The following is a 12,148-nucleotide window of genomic DNA, read 5'->3' on the forward strand; positions in this document are numbered from 1 at the left end:
CCGGCGCTCACACACAAAAACCTGGAGACATCATGGCATTCATCGCGCGCGTGGCATCGCTCATCACGCTGGGCCTCACCCTTTCCTGCATGGGCACGCACAGTGCCGCGGCGCAGGAGGCCAGGGGCAAGTACATGAAGACGCCGACCGGCTACCTGATGGTGCTGCGTCATGGCGACAACGTGCTGCAGAACCTGGAGCAACTGGCGCGCGAGGAGAAGATCCCGAGCGCCAGCTTCGTCGGCATCGGCTTCATGCAGGAGGCCACGTTCGGCTTCTACGACTTCGGCCGCAAGCAGTTCGACCCGAAGACGTACCGCAATGTCGAGATGGCCAATATGACCGGCTCCATCGCGTGGAAGGAAGGCAAGCCTTCGATCCACGCGCACGGCACGGTGACGGACGGCACCTTCCAGGGCGCCGGCGGCCACCTGCTCGGGCTGACCGTTGGCACCGGATCGTGCGAGATCACGGTCACGGTCTACCCGCAACGGCTGGAGCGCTTCGTCGATCCCGAAATCCAGGCCAACGTACTTGGCCTGCCGCAGCAATGACGGAGGCGGGACATGTCCACGCATATGGTCGATATCAATGCCCCGCGCATGGAGCCCGATGCGGGGGCGCTACCGGGCGGCACCCCCGCACGCATACTGCGGCTTGCCGACAAGGCTCTGGGTGTGATGACCGAAGTGCCGGCCGCGCTCCTGGTGGTGGCCGAGATCGGCGTACTGTTCAGCGGCGTGCTGAGCCGCTATGTCCTGCACACGCCGCTGGTGTGGGTCGATGAACTGGCTTCGCTGCTGTTTATCTGGCTCATCATGCTCGGTGCCGCAGTCGCGTTCCGACGCGGCAGCCACATGCGCATGACCGCGCTCGTCGACGCGGCGACACCGAAGTGGCGCGCCGTGTTCGAACTCGTGGCGACCGTGGCCGCGCTGACCTGGCTCGCGCTGGTCGCGCATCCGGCGTGGGAGTTCGCGAGCGAGGAAGCGGTGGTGACCATGCCGGCGCTGGATATCTCCAACGCCTGGCGTGCCGCCGCGCTGCCGCTCGGCATCGCGCTGATCCTGCTGATGAGCGTGGTGCGGCTGCTGTCCACTTCGACCTTGCGCATGGCGCTGCTGGCGTTGGTTGCGTGCGGCGCGGTGGTCGGCGGCCTGGTCATGCTGCAGCCCGTGTTGCAGGGGCTCGGCAATGCCAACCTGCTGGTGTTCTTCGTCGGCATCGTGGGTTTGCTGGTCTTTACCGGCGTGCCCATCGCGTTCTCCTTCGGCCTGGCCACGTTCGGCTACCTGTCGCTGACCACGTCCACGCCGACCATCGTCGTCATCGGCCGCATGGATGAAGGCATGTCGCACCTGATCCTGCTCGCGGTGCCGATGTTCGTGTTCCTCGGCGTGCTGATCGAGATGACGTCGATGGCGCGCGCCATGGTGCAGTTCCTGGCCAACCTGCTCGGCCATATCCGCGGCGGCCTGTCGTATGTGCTGATCGGCGCGATGTACCTGGTCTCCGGCATCTCGGGCTCCAAGGCCGCGGACATGGCCGCCGTGGCGCCCGCGCTGTTCCCGGAGATGAAGAAGCGCGGCGCCGATGATGGCGACATGGTGGCGCTGCTCGCGGCCACCGGCGCGCAGACCGAGACGGTGCCGCCGAGCCTGGTGCTGATCACCATCGGGTCCGTCACGGGCATTTCGATTGCCGACCTGTTCACGGCCGGCCTGATGCCGGGCATCGTGCTGGCCCTGGTGCTGGGTCTCGTGGTCTGGTGGAAGGCGCGCAAGTCGGGCGCCGCGTGCAGTGCGAAAGCCACCCGCGCCATGATCGGCAAGAGCCTGGTGGTGGCACTGCCCGCGCTGGCGCTCCCGTTCGTCGTGCGTGCCGCGGTGGTGGAAGGCGTGGCAACGGCGACCGAGGTCTCGACCATCGGCATCGTCTACGCGCTGATCGTCGGCCTGCTGGTGTACCGCAAGCTGGACCTGCGGCAGCTCTGGCCGGCGCTGGTGGATACGGCCGCGCTGTCGGGCGCGATCCTGCTGATCATCGGCACCGCCACCGGCATGGCGTGGTCGCTCACGCAGTCCGGCTTCTCAGGCGATCTGGCTGCGGCCATGGCGCAGTTGCCGGGCGGGGCGCCGGCGTTCCTGGCGGTCTCCATCGTTGCCTTCGTGCTGCTGGGCAGCGTGCTGGAAGGCATCCCCGCCATCGTGCTGTTCGGGCCGCTGCTGTTCCCGATCGCGCGCCAGCTTGGCATCCATGACGTGCACTACTCGATGGTGGTCGTGCTCGCCATGGGCATTGGCCTGTTCGCGCCGCCGTTCGGGGTCGGCTACTACGCCGCTTGTGCCATCAGCCGCACCAAGCCGAGCGAGGGCGTCCGGCATATCTGGCGCTACATGGCTTTCCTGTTCATCGGCACCGTCGTGGTCGCGGCCGTGCCCTGGATTTCCACTGGTTTCCTCCATCACTGATTACGCCATGAAATTCGCAGCCTTCGTCGAGTATGCCAACGAGCCCGAGCGCATCGCGCAGTTCCGGCCCGCCCATCGCGCCTATCTGCAGGACCTGTTGCAACGCGGACGCCTGGTCATTGCCGGCCCGTTCGCCGACGGCAGCGGCGCTCTGTTCGTGTACGAGGCCGCCAATGAAAGCGAGGCCAGCAAGCTCGCGGCCAACGACCCGTTCGCGAAAGCGTCGCTGTTCCAGGGCGTCGTCATGAAGCCCTGGAAACTCGTGTTCGCGAGCACCGACAACCTGACCCTTGCACTGTGAGACGCAACATGACCATGGATACGACCATCCTGCAAAGACTCGCCGCATCGCTGCGCGAAGCCGCGCAAAAGAGCGAGCCAATCGCGCCGGTGCGCGAAGCGCTGGCCGGCATGGGCGTGGAAGGCGCCTATGCGGTCCAGGACATCAACACGGCCCACTACCTTGATGCCGGTCGGCGGTTGACAGGCCGCAAGATCGGCCTGACGTCGAAATCCGTACAACAGCAGCTTGGCGTTGATGCGCCCGATTTCGGCATGCTGTTCGCCGACATGGAACTCGCGCCCGATGAAGAGATGGCACTCGGCCGCGTGCTGCAGCCGAAGGTCGAAGCCGAAGTCGCCGTGGTACTGGAGCGCGACCTGAAGCATGAACAGGTCACGCTATCGCAGCTGATGTCGGCCATTGCTTATGTACTGCCTGCCGTAGAGATCGTCGGCAGCCGTATTCGGGAGTGGGATATCCGCCTGCTCGACACGGTGGCGGACAATGCGTCGTCCGGACTGTACGCACTTGGGACGCAGCCGAAGAAACTTTCGGAAGTGGACCTGCGCACATGCGGCATGCTGATGGAGCGCAAGGGCGAAGTCGTTTCGCTCGGCGTCGGCGCAGCCTGCCTGGGCCATCCGCTCAACGCTGCGCTGTGGCTGGCCCGCAAGATGGCCGCAGTGGGCCGGCCGCTACACGCGGGCGACGTCATCATGACTGGCGCACTCGGGCCGATGGTGACCGTTGCGCCCGGTGATGTCATTGACACCACCATCGCAGGCCTCGGCATCGTCCGCACGGCCTTTGCCTTGAACTGAACGGGCGCCGGGCTCAGTCCTTGCGCGTCAGTTTCCGGATCAGGTCGATCACCGTCCGGCTGGCGTAGGTCAGCGGTCGCTGCGTGCTGGTGGCGAGCACCAGCGTGCGCGTCAGGACCGGATCGGTGATGCGGCTCACGGCAATGCGCCCGAGCTCCATCTCGACGGCCACGGCCTGACGCGTCAGGATCGTGTACGCGGCGCCATTCGCGACGATCTCGCGCATGGCGGTCAGCGAATCGACCTCGATCTGGGTGTTCAGGTGGACGCCCGCCTTCTTCGCCTCGTCGAGCAGCATCATGTGGAAGCCGTCGGGCGCGCCAGGCAGCACGAGCGGCAGCGCCGCCGCATCGGCAAACCGGCAGCTGGGCTTTGCGACATTAGGATCGCCAGCGCGCGCGATCAGGTACAGCTCGTCGGTGGCGAGTTTTTCGTCGGTCTTGTGGATGCGTTCGCCATAGCGCGAGAACACGCCAACGTCGGTGCGGCCGCTGGCCAGCGCTTCTTCGATATTGCCCGCGAACCCTTCCATCAGGCGCAGCTCGATCTTGGGGAAATCCGCGCGCACGACCTGGAACAGCGGGCCGACGATCTGCTGCGTGATCGACGCCTGCAAGGCCAGCCTGACGGGCCCGCTCGGGACTTCGGCCCGGTCGCGGATATCGTTCCTGAGCAGTTCGAATTCGCCGAGCAACGTTTTCACGCGCGGCATGATCGACTGCCCGAACTCCGTCAGCACCACGCCGCGTCCGGTGCGATAGAACAGCTTCGCGCCGAACTCGCTCTCCAGTCCCGCAATGTGCTTGCTGAGCGCGGACTGCGCAATGCCGCGCGACGCGCAGACCTTGCTCAGGCTGCCGGCTTCGACGATGTCGGATAACAGTTGCAGGTGCTTGATGTCCATCGCCTGATTGCGTCTGTGGGGTCGTGTCCGTGGAGCCGCTGGAAGGCCGCGCGGTGGCGACGATTGTAGCGAAATGGCTCGTCTCGCAACGCCTGTTCGCAGCCCTTTCAAGCATGACGCAAGCATGACGCGAGGGCGGGGAAGAACGCCAGCCTGTACCATCGCATCCGGGCCGCCTGGCCCGGTGGCGGGAAATTCATGGGGAAGGGCATGGCATTGCAGGCAGGAAAGATGTTCGTGGCGGGCGAGAAGGGCAAGATCGAGCTGATCATCGATACGCCGCGCACGGAGGCACATGGGATCGCCGTCATCGGGCACCCGCATCCGCTGCAGGGCGGCACGGCCACCCACAAGGTGCCGCACGTGCTCGCGAAGGCATTGGCCGCAAGAGGCTATGTCGCGGTACGGCCCAATTTCCGCGGCGTGGGCGATACCGAGGGCGAGCATGACGCCGGAGACGGTGAGACCACCGACACGGTTGGCGTCATCCATCACCTTCGACAGGCATATCCGGGACTGCCCCTGGTCCTCGCAGGATTTTCATTCGGCGCGTACGTCATGGCGCGCACGGTGGAAGCGCTGCGCGGCGAGGGGCTGCAGTGCCCGCACCTGATCCTCGCCGGCATGCCGTGGGGGACCATTCCCGGGCACCGGAGCTACGAGACGCCAAACGTGCCATCGACCGCGCTCGTCGTGCATGGCGAGAAGGACGAGCGCGTGACCCTCGGTGCCGTGCTCGACTGGGCCCGGCCGCAGGAACTGCCCGTCGTGGTGGTGCCGGGTGCCAACCACTTCTTTACCGGAAAGCTCGGCGCGCTGGAGCGCGTGGTCGGCGGCTATCTCGACCATCTTCCTGCGCCGGACGCGAACGCCTGACCCTTAGCAGGCCGCCCAACCAACAACGATCACTTGCTGTAACGGGGTGTAAACGGTCACGGGCATCGTCTCGTTGCGATTTTAAATGAGAACGATTATCCTTTTTGCTTGCGAACAATTTGTGATGTAAGTATCACAACCTCTGCGCGACATGCGCCGTCTGTCCACAGCAATGACCGAAACCGAGCCGGCGTCCGGCCAACAGCGACGTGCCTTCTGGCTCAAGCATCTCCATCAGTGGCACTGGATCAGTTCCGCGATCTGCCTGATCGGGATGCTGCTGTTCGCCGCGACCGGCTTCACGCTGAACCACGCGGCCCAGATCGAGGCGTCGCCCAGCGTGGTGACGCGCCAGGCCACCGCGCCGGCGAGCCTGCTTTCGGCGCTGAAATCTGCCATGCCGGCGGCCTCGGGCAGCGGGCGCGATGCCAAGAGTGCCGTGCCGCCGGCGCTGGCCGACTGGCTGTCGCGCGAACTCGATATCGACGCCAGCGGGCGCGAGGCGGAATGGTCCGCCGACGAGGTCTACGTCTCGCTGCCCCGTCCGGGCGGCGATGCCTGGGTCAGCCTGGCGCTGGATACCGGCGAGACCCAGTACGAGACCACCACGCGTGGCGCCATCTCGTACCTGAATGACCTGCACAAGGGCCGCAACACCGGCCGCGCGTGGAGCCTGTTCCTGGATGTGTTCGCGCTGGCCTGCCTGGTCTTCAGCGTGACCGGCCTGTTCCTGCTCAAGCTGCATGCCGCCGGCCGCGTGGCCACGTGGCCGCTGGTGGGGCTGGGGCTGGTGGTGCCGCTGCTGCTGGCCATCCTGTTCATCCACTGACCCGATCCGCACCGATCTTTCCTGCATCTTCCTGAGAGGTTTTCCGATATGCGCCGACTGCTCTCCGTCACCCTCACCGGCATGGCCGCCGTGCCGCTGGCCGGCCCGGCCTTCGCGGCCGACATGAACGTGAAGGTGGAAATCCCGCGCCTGAACGTGGCGGAGTACCACCGCCCCTATGTCTCGGTCTGGGTGGAGCGCGCCGACCAGAGCCCGGTGTCGACGCTGGCGGTCTGGTACGACGTCAAGAACAAGGAAGGCACCAAGTGGCTCAAGGACATGCGCCAGTGGTGGCGCAAGGCGGGGCGCGACACGCAGATGCCCGCCGATGGCATTTCCGGCGCCACGCGCGCACCTGGCGAGCACACGCTCACTTTCACGGATGGCAAGGCGCCGCTTGGCAAGCTGCCGGCCGGTGACTACCAGCTCGTGGTCGAAGCCGCGCGCGAAGTGGGCGGCCGCGAACTGGTGCGCGTGCCGTTCACCTGGCCGCCGCAATCGGCCCAGACCGCACGCGCCAAGGGCGAGCATGAACTGGGCGGCGTGACCGTCGACCTGAAGCCCTGATGCCCGTGATGCCTGCTATGCCTGACCTCAACCGGAGACCGACGATGAAGACCTTCCAAGCGCGCCTGTCCACCCGCCTGGCCGTGCTGGCCCTGGCGACCCTGGCCCCGCTGGCCGCCCATGCGCACCGCCAGTGGCTGCTGCCCTCGGCCACCGTGCTGTCGGGCAACGACACCTGGGTGACCGTCGATGCCGCAGTCTCCAATGACCTGTTCTACTTCGAGCACGTGCCGCTGCGCCTGGACAACCTGGTCGTGACCGGCCCGGACGGCAGCGCCCTGAAGGCGGAGAACGCATCGACCGGCCGCTACCGCAGCACCTTCGACGTGCACCTGACCCAGCCCGGCACCTACCGCGTGGCCGTGCTCAACCAGGGCCTGTTCGTGAGCTACAAGGAAAACGGCCAGACCAAGCGCTGGCGTGGCACGGCCGAGGCGTTCGCGAAGGAAGTGCCCGCTAACGCCACGGACCTGCAGGTGACGCAGGCCGAAGGCCGCGTCGAGTCCTTCGTCACCAACGGCAAGCCGAGCAGCAAGGGCCTGGCCGCCAGCGGCCGCGGCCTGGAAATGGCCCCGATCACGCATCCGAACGACCTCGTCGCCGGCGACACGGCGAGCTTCCGCCTGCTGCTGGACGGCAAGCCGGCGTCCAACCTGAAGGTGGCCGTGGTGCCGGGCGGCATCCGCTATCGCGACCAGCTGCAGGAGTTCAGCGCCATCACCGACGCCGACGGCAAGTTCAGCGTCAAGTGGCCGGCCCCGGGCATGTACTGGATGGAAGCCGAGGTCCGCGACGAGAAGACTTCGGTCAAGGCCGCCAAGACCCGCCGCGCCACCTATGCGGTGACGGTGGAAGTGCTCCCGCAATAAGCGGCCGGAAGGGTTTGCCAGCTTGAACCGCGTCCTGATCCCGCTATCGCTGTCCGCGCCGCCGGTGCCACCCGGCGCGCAGGCGCGCGCGCAGCGCTGGGCCGGCGAGACCATGGGCACCACGTGGTCGGTGGTGGCCATGCTGCCGCAACAGGCCGATGCCGACGCGCTGGAGCAGGGCATCCGTGCCGTGCTCGACGGCGTGATCGCGCAGATGAGCAACTGGGCGCCGGACTCGGATGTAAGCCGCTTCAACCGCGCCGCGGCGGGCACGTGGGTCGCGCTGCCGGCAGACTGCCTGCGCGTGCTCGCCTGCGCGCTGCAGGTGGCTCGCGACAGTGGCGGCGCCTACGATCCGAGTGCCGGGCCGTTGGTCGACCTGTGGGGTTTCGGCCCCGCGCCGCGGCGCGGCGCGCCGCCGGCACACGGCCAGGTTGTGCAAGCCAGACGGCAATGCGGCTGGGGCCGTGTCCAGCTCGATGCCGATGGTGGCCGCGCGCTGCAGCCCGGCGGCGTATCGCTCGACTTCTGCGCGATCGCCAAGGGCTTCGCGGTGGATGCCGTCGCGCAATACCTGCAAGCCCACGGCGTGGCGCACCACCTGACCGAGATCGGCGGCGAACTGCGCGGCCACGGCGTCAAGCCGGACGGCATGCCGTGGTGGGTGGCGCTGGAAACGCCGCCCGAAGGTGGCGCCGCCACGCAGGAACAGACGCTGGTGGCGCTGCACGGCCTGTCGGTTGCCACCTCGGGCGACTACCGGCGCTTCTTCGATAGCGCAGGCCGCCGCTATGCGCACACCATCGACCCGCGTACCGGCTATCCCGCCAGCCATGCGCTGGCCTCGGTCACGGTGCTGCATGCCGAATGCATGATGGCCGATGCGCTTTCGACCGCCCTGACCGTGCTCGGCCCGCAGGCCGGCATGGCGCACGCACGCCGGCATGGCATTGCCGCACGCTTCCTGGTGCGCACGCCGGGCGGCTTTGACGAACATCTTTCCCCGGCCTTCGCCGCGATGCTGGCATGAATCGCTTTGTCACATGCTGGCTGGCCGCCGTGGCCGGCGTCTGCCTGGCGATGCTGAGCGCTTCGCGCATCGGCATGGCGGCAGGCGTGATGTTTGCCTATGCGGGCTTCTGTGGCGCGGTGTTCGATCATCACCGCCTTCGCCGCGCACGCGTCTCGTCGCTTGCCCCGGTCACGGACCGGGACGATGCCACGCTGGTGGCCTATGCCAGCCAGACCGGCTTTGCCGAGCAAATGGCCATGCAGACCGCCACGGCGCTGCAGGGGGCCGGCGTGCCGGTGCACCTGCTCTCGTTCGCGGAGCTGGATGCGCGCCGGCTCGCCGGCTTCCGGCAGGCGCTGTTCGTGGTCAGCACCACCGGCGAGGGCGATGCGCCAGACAGCGCCTCGGGGTTTGCGCGCCGCTTGCTCGCCGGCGCAGGACCGGATGCATTGCGGCAGCTTCGCTATGGCGTGCTGGCCCTTGGCGACAGCAGCTACGCGCGTTTCTGCGCGTTTGGCCACGTGCTGTCCGACTGGCTGCAGCGCCATCATGCGCGTCCGTTGTTCGACCTGATCGAGGTCGACAATGGCGATGCCGGCGCACTGCGCCACTGGCAGAACCACTTGTCGGCGCTCAGCGGCGGTGCGGAGATCGCCGACTGGGAGCGTCCGCGCTACGGCCAGTGGCAGCTTACGGCGCGCCATCACCTGAATCCCGGCAGCCAGGGCGCCCCGGCGTTCCACCTCGTGCTCAAGCCCGAGGGCGCCCTGCCGGACTGGCAGCCCGGCGACATCGCCGAGATCGGTCCCTGCCACGATCCCGCCGAGATCGGCAAGCTGCTCGACAAGCGGGCGATGGACGGTGCCACGCCCGTCCGCTGCGATGGCCAGGCGATGTCGCTGGCCGAAGCGCTCGCCACGCGCCTGCTGCTGCCCGAAGCGCATCTGGCGACGATGCGCGCCGTGCCGCCGCAACAGCTTGTCGATGCACTATCGCCGCTGCCGCATCGCGAGTATTCGATTGCCTCGCTGCCGCAGGACGGGCAGCTTGAGTTGCTGGTGCGGCAGGCTCGGCATGCCGATGGGCGGCTCGGGCTGGCGTCGGGGTGGCTGACCAGCCATGCCTGCGTGGGGGCGCGCATTGCGCTGCGCATCCGTACCAATCGCAGCTTCCATCCGCCCGGCGATGACCGGTCCCTGGTGCTGGTCGGCAATGGCACCGGCCTGGCGGGGCTGCGCAGCCACCTGAAGGCCCGCGCGTTGGCCGGCCGGCATCGCAACTGGCTGCTCTTTGGCGAGCGTTCCGCGCGGCATGACAACTTCTTCGCGGATGAACTCGCAGCGTGGCAGCGCGATGGCGTGCTGGAGCGGCTGGATCTTGTCTATTCGCGCGACGGCAACGCTTTGCGCTACGTGCAGGATGCGCTGCGCGAGCGCGCGCCCTTGCTGCGTAAATGGGTCGATGCCGGGGCGGCGATCTATGTGTGCGGCAGCCTGCAGGGCATGGCAGGCGGCGTCAATGAGGCGCTGGCCGACGTGCTCGGGGCGCAGGTCTTGCGGCAGTTGACCGAGCAGGGGCGCTATCGGCGCGACGTCTACTAGCCGGCCGCGTCAGCCCACGTACCAGAGGATGCTGACAAACTGGCATGTGCTGCCCGCCAGCACGAACAGGTGCCAGATGCCGTGGAAGTGGCGGACCTTCTCGTCGAAAAGAAAGAATCCGATGCCGGCCGTATAGAGCGCGCCGCCCGCCACGAGCCACCACAAGCCCGCTGCCGGCAACGCGGCCGCGAGCGGCTGGAACGCGATCAGCACCAGCCATCCCATCACCACATAGATCGACAACGAAAACACGCGCGTGCGCCGGCCGATCCAGAGTTCCTGCACGATGCCGATCACCGCGAGTCCCCAGTTGATGCCGAACAGCGCCCATCCCCACGGCCCGCGCAGCGTGACCAGCGCAAAGGGCGTATAGCTGCCTGCAATCAGCAGATAGATCGCGCAATGGTCGAGCCGCTGGAAGACGTCCTTGGCCGGGCCGCGCAGGCTGTGGTACAGCGTGGAGATGGTGTAGAGCAGAACCAGCGTGGTGCCGTAGACCACGGAGCTGACGACCTTCCACGCGTCGTGGTAGAGGGCCGAGGATGTCACCAGCACCGCCATGCCGGCGGCTGCCAGGATGGCACCGGCAAGGTGGCTGTAACCGTTGAATCGTTCGCCGCGATACATGCGCCGTCCTCCGGGAAAACTCAGTCGGTGCGCAATTCGCGGTTGCAACTGCGGATGCGCGAAGCCGTATTTTCGCATGGCGGTGGCTGCGTTCCCCTGCAAGGCCCTGATGCGAATCATGGCTTCGTTGCCGCGCGGCAACGAGGCGATCCAGTGCCGCTGCGCGGTGTTTTGCCCGCTAACCGAGCGCGGCGTCCAGCATGGCAATCGCAAGCCCGGCCAGCAGAGCCACCGCCGACGCGATGAACCAGCGCACGGTCTGCCGATACTCGCTGACGGCATCGTCCTCGATGCGCAAGGCGCGGAACAGTGCCACGATCTGCAAGACGACCGCGCCGACCAGTGAAAGCGCGGCAAACAGTGCGCGCGCGTTCCAGTGCCCCGGGCTCTCGAAGCCCCAGAAGCGCCAGAAGGCGAGCGAAAAGCCCAGCAGCACGGTGATGGCCGTGATGATGCCCTGGCGATAGCCTGCGGGCACCATCTGCGGCGGGATATCCGGCGGGGCCATGTCTGGCGGCCTTATGGTTGCGTCGAGGGCATTTCCACCACGGCCAGCGTTGCAACCAGGCCGCCCACCACGCGGCTGCGATGGCCCTTGCCAGTCGTATCCTCCAGCAGCAGCGCGCTGCCGGGGACCAGCGAACGGCGTTCGCCGTCCGAGGCTTCGAACTCCATCTCGCCGTCCAGCATGAACATCCACATCCGCAACGGCGTCGGATGCAGGTCTCCTACCCAGCCGGCCGGCACCACCAGGAAGCCCTGGCGGACGGCAGGCGGCATCGGTGAAACCCAGAACGATGGGGCAGGCGGCGCGAAATTGCGCTCGGACATTTCCATCGACAGCGCGCCGAAATGCGATTCGCCGGATGCATCGGCGTACAGGCGGCCGAACGCGAGCGTGGAATGGTGGGAGGCGGGGATTGCGCGGTTTGCGGGGTCAGACATGGGCGTCTCCGGCAGGGGGCGACAGCCCCCGTCGTTACGCTAACCAGTCTAGTTCGCGAGCGTGATACGGGCGCAATGTTTTGCCGTTCTGCACGCGAGTCACTTTTTTTTGGTTCTGCACTCCGTCCCGCCTGCCGACTACTGAGCCGCGCAGCAGCCGAAGGCGATGATGCGATAACGCGGGCAGTGTCGAGCCACGGACAGGTTCGGGGCTGGTTCAATCATTGCTGGAGAGCCTGCAGGCGGACGCGCACCACGCGGCAGGCAGCGGGGCAGACTCTGAAGCGAGTACCCGTACGAAATTCTTCGCACACTACGATCAATATTCGCCCGTTAGGGCAAG

The 12,148-nt window shown here is 67.0% G+C and carries 14 protein-coding genes; 10 read left to right on the top strand and 4 right to left on the bottom strand.

From position 1 onward, the window contains the following. Window positions 1-32: 32 nt before the first annotated feature. The 4 genes from ACIGJB_RS29510 to mhpD are packed head-to-tail and all read left to right on the top strand — an operon-like array spanning window position 33 to window position 3,575. A complete protein-coding gene (locus ACIGJB_RS29510) occupies window positions 33-554 on the top strand; it encodes a PPC domain-containing DNA-binding protein (RefSeq protein ID WP_483733461.1) in 522 nt (173 codons plus the stop codon). Window positions 555-578: 24 nt separating this feature from the next. Next, window positions 579-2,471 (top strand): TRAP transporter large permease, encoded by a 1,893-nt coding sequence (locus ACIGJB_RS29515; protein WP_483734701.1) that lies wholly within the window; start codon window positions 579-581, stop codon window positions 2,469-2,471. Window positions 2,472-2,478: 7 nt separating this feature from the next. Then, window positions 2,479-2,772, top strand: a complete 294-nt coding sequence (locus ACIGJB_RS29520) for a YciI family protein (RefSeq protein WP_483733462.1) — start codon at window positions 2,479-2,481, stop codon at window positions 2,770-2,772. Window positions 2,773-2,780: 8 nt separating this feature from the next. After that, window positions 2,781-3,575, top strand: coding sequence for a 2-keto-4-pentenoate hydratase (mhpD, locus tag ACIGJB_RS29525; protein ID WP_483733463.1), 795 nt, complete (start codon window positions 2,781-2,783; stop codon window positions 3,573-3,575). A gap of 13 nt (window positions 3,576-3,588) precedes the next feature. Here mhpD and ACIGJB_RS29530 read toward each other — a convergent pair whose 3' ends face one another. Next, complete coding sequence (locus tag ACIGJB_RS29530; RefSeq protein WP_483733464.1) at window positions 3,589-4,479, bottom strand: LysR substrate-binding domain-containing protein; 891 nt, start codon at window positions 4,477-4,479, stop codon at window positions 3,589-3,591. Window positions 4,480-4,689: 210 nt separating this feature from the next. Here ACIGJB_RS29530 and ACIGJB_RS29535 point away from each other — a divergent pair, with 210 nt between their 5' ends. The 6 genes from ACIGJB_RS29535 (at window position 4,690) to ACIGJB_RS29560 (ending at window position 10,233) form a co-directional block, all read left to right on the top strand. Then, window positions 4,690-5,355, top strand: a complete 666-nt coding sequence (locus ACIGJB_RS29535; RefSeq protein ID WP_483733465.1) for an alpha/beta hydrolase — start codon at window positions 4,690-4,692, stop codon at window positions 5,353-5,355. A gap of 172 nt (window positions 5,356-5,527) precedes the next feature. Beyond that, window positions 5,528-6,184 (top strand): PepSY-associated TM helix domain-containing protein, encoded by a 657-nt coding sequence (locus ACIGJB_RS29540; RefSeq protein ID WP_483733466.1) that lies wholly within the window; start codon window positions 5,528-5,530, stop codon window positions 6,182-6,184. Between the two features lie 48 nt (window positions 6,185-6,232). Then, window positions 6,233-6,751: a DUF2271 domain-containing protein gene (locus tag ACIGJB_RS29545; RefSeq protein ID WP_483733467.1), complete on the top strand. Its 519-nt coding sequence runs from the start codon at window positions 6,233-6,235 to the stop codon at window positions 6,749-6,751. A gap of 44 nt (window positions 6,752-6,795) precedes the next feature. Then, window positions 6,796-7,620: a DUF4198 domain-containing protein gene (locus tag ACIGJB_RS29550; RefSeq protein WP_483733468.1), complete on the top strand. Its 825-nt coding sequence runs from the start codon at window positions 6,796-6,798 to the stop codon at window positions 7,618-7,620. Window positions 7,621-7,642: 22 nt separating this feature from the next. After that, window positions 7,643-8,650 carry an FAD:protein FMN transferase gene (locus ACIGJB_RS29555; protein ID WP_483733469.1) on the top strand — a complete coding sequence of 336 codons (1,008 nt, stop codon included), beginning with the start codon at window positions 7,643-7,645 and terminating at the stop codon, window positions 8,648-8,650. After that, complete coding sequence (locus ACIGJB_RS29560; protein WP_483733470.1) at window positions 8,647-10,233, top strand: sulfite reductase subunit alpha; 1,587 nt, start codon at window positions 8,647-8,649, stop codon at window positions 10,231-10,233. Before ACIGJB_RS29555 ends, ACIGJB_RS29560 begins: the two co-directional genes overlap by 4 nt. Window positions 10,234-10,242: 9 nt before the next feature. Here the strand turns inward: ACIGJB_RS29560 and trhA are convergent, their stop codons facing one another. From trhA to ACIGJB_RS29575, 3 genes are all read right to left on the bottom strand, one after another. Then, window positions 10,243-10,860, bottom strand: coding sequence for a PAQR family membrane homeostasis protein TrhA (gene trhA / locus ACIGJB_RS29565; protein ID WP_483733471.1), 618 nt, complete (start codon window positions 10,858-10,860; stop codon window positions 10,243-10,245). 178 nt (window positions 10,861-11,038) lie between these two features. Next, complete coding sequence (locus ACIGJB_RS29570; RefSeq protein ID WP_483733472.1) at window positions 11,039-11,368, bottom strand: hypothetical protein; 330 nt, start codon at window positions 11,366-11,368, stop codon at window positions 11,039-11,041. An 11-nt stretch (window positions 11,369-11,379) separates the two neighbouring features. Then, the gene (locus tag ACIGJB_RS29575) at window positions 11,380-11,805 is read right to left on the bottom strand and encodes a cupin domain-containing protein (protein WP_483733473.1); all 426 of its coding nucleotides are present in this window, start codon (window positions 11,803-11,805) and stop codon (window positions 11,380-11,382) included. Between the last annotated feature and the right edge of the window lie 343 nt (window positions 11,806-12,148).

This window comes from Cupriavidus sp. C2SS-8b, from assembly GCF_057073745.1.

What these genes read in the sequence shown, in the direction of transcription:
- ACIGJB_RS29575 (WP_483733473.1), bottom strand. Translation starts at nt 11,805, where the DNA reads ATGTCTGACCCCGCAAACCGCGCAATCCCCGCCTCCCACCATTCCACG.
- mhpD (WP_483733463.1), top strand. Translation starts at nt 2,781, where the DNA reads ATGACCATGGATACGACCATCCTGCAAAGACTCGCCGCATCGCTGCGC.
- ACIGJB_RS29560 (WP_483733470.1), top strand. Translation starts at nt 8,647, where the DNA reads ATGAATCGCTTTGTCACATGCTGGCTGGCCGCCGTGGCCGGCGTCTGC.
- ACIGJB_RS29510 (WP_483733461.1), top strand. Translation starts at nt 33, where the DNA reads ATGGCATTCATCGCGCGCGTGGCATCGCTCATCACGCTGGGCCTCACC.
- ACIGJB_RS29515 (WP_483734701.1), top strand. Translation starts at nt 579, where the DNA reads ATGGTCGATATCAATGCCCCGCGCATGGAGCCCGATGCGGGGGCGCTA.
- trhA (WP_483733471.1), bottom strand. Translation starts at nt 10,860, where the DNA reads ATGTATCGCGGCGAACGATTCAACGGTTACAGCCACCTTGCCGGTGCC.
- ACIGJB_RS29545 (WP_483733467.1), top strand. Translation starts at nt 6,233, where the DNA reads ATGCGCCGACTGCTCTCCGTCACCCTCACCGGCATGGCCGCCGTGCCG.
- ACIGJB_RS29570 (WP_483733472.1), bottom strand. Translation starts at nt 11,368, where the DNA reads ATGGCCCCGCCGGATATCCCGCCGCAGATGGTGCCCGCAGGCTATCGC.
- ACIGJB_RS29535 (WP_483733465.1), top strand. Translation starts at nt 4,690, where the DNA reads ATGGCATTGCAGGCAGGAAAGATGTTCGTGGCGGGCGAGAAGGGCAAG.
- ACIGJB_RS29550 (WP_483733468.1), top strand. Translation starts at nt 6,796, where the DNA reads ATGAAGACCTTCCAAGCGCGCCTGTCCACCCGCCTGGCCGTGCTGGCC.
- ACIGJB_RS29530 (WP_483733464.1), bottom strand. Translation starts at nt 4,479, where the DNA reads ATGGACATCAAGCACCTGCAACTGTTATCCGACATCGTCGAAGCCGGC.
- ACIGJB_RS29520 (WP_483733462.1), top strand. Translation starts at nt 2,479, where the DNA reads ATGAAATTCGCAGCCTTCGTCGAGTATGCCAACGAGCCCGAGCGCATC.
- ACIGJB_RS29540 (WP_483733466.1), top strand. Translation starts at nt 5,528, where the DNA reads ATGACCGAAACCGAGCCGGCGTCCGGCCAACAGCGACGTGCCTTCTGG.